This is a genomic window from Mycoplana rhizolycopersici (assembly GCF_013378445.1).
In the GTDB taxonomy this organism is placed as follows: Bacteria; Pseudomonadota; Alphaproteobacteria; order Rhizobiales; family Rhizobiaceae; genus Mycoplana; species Mycoplana rhizolycopersici.
Map to the genome: position 1 here is coordinate 1 of NZ_JABXYK010000053.1, position 728 is coordinate 728.

Sequence of the window (728 nt, forward strand, 5' to 3'; positions counted from 1 at the left end):
GGAGAGGGCAGGGACCGTCCAGCCCGCAAAGCTCGCCCTCGGCCTGCGCCAGCTCGCCCTTTCCAGGGGCGTCGTCATTCACGAGCACAGTCCGGTTCTCGAAATCGTGCCGGGCGACAGGCCGCAATTGCGCACAGCAAAAGGCGATCTGTCCGCCGGCAAGGTGATACTTGCCGCAAACGCCTGGCTGTCGGCCATTCCGGAACTGCATCCCTATCTCTATGTGGTCAGCAGCCAGGTCATCGCCACCGCACCTGTACCTGATGTCCTGGACGAAATCGGCTGGACCGATGGCGCCTCGATCTGCGATGCGCAGCATCACGTGCTCTATTATCAACGAACGCCGGGCGGTGAGGTCATCTTCGGGCGCGGCACCGGCGGCATTGCCTTTGGGGACCGCATCGACCATCGATTCAACCGCAGCGGGGATGCGGGGGCGGACAATATCCGCGAAATGCATCGGGTCTATCCGCAACTCAAGGACGTGCCAGTTCTCTACGACTGGACCGGACCCATCGACTGCACGGCGCAGCACCTGCCGGTTTTTGATCGTCTCAGGGACCACCCGAACATCTTCTATGCCATGGGTTTCAACGGCACCGGCATTGCGCAGGCGCCGGTCGCCGGGAAGATCATGGCAAGCCTTGTCCTCGACCGCGACGATGTGTGGAGCCGGTGCGGACTGGTCGGCATCGGCAGACGGACGCGGCTGCCGCCAGAGCCCCTGC

1 protein-coding gene is annotated in these 728 nt (G+C 63.6%); it reads left to right on the forward strand.

The window, feature by feature from the left end:
- On the forward strand, positions 1 to 728 hold a 728-nt coding region (locus tag HV823_RS26365; RefSeq protein ID WP_176952622.1), incomplete at both ends, for an NAD(P)/FAD-dependent oxidoreductase.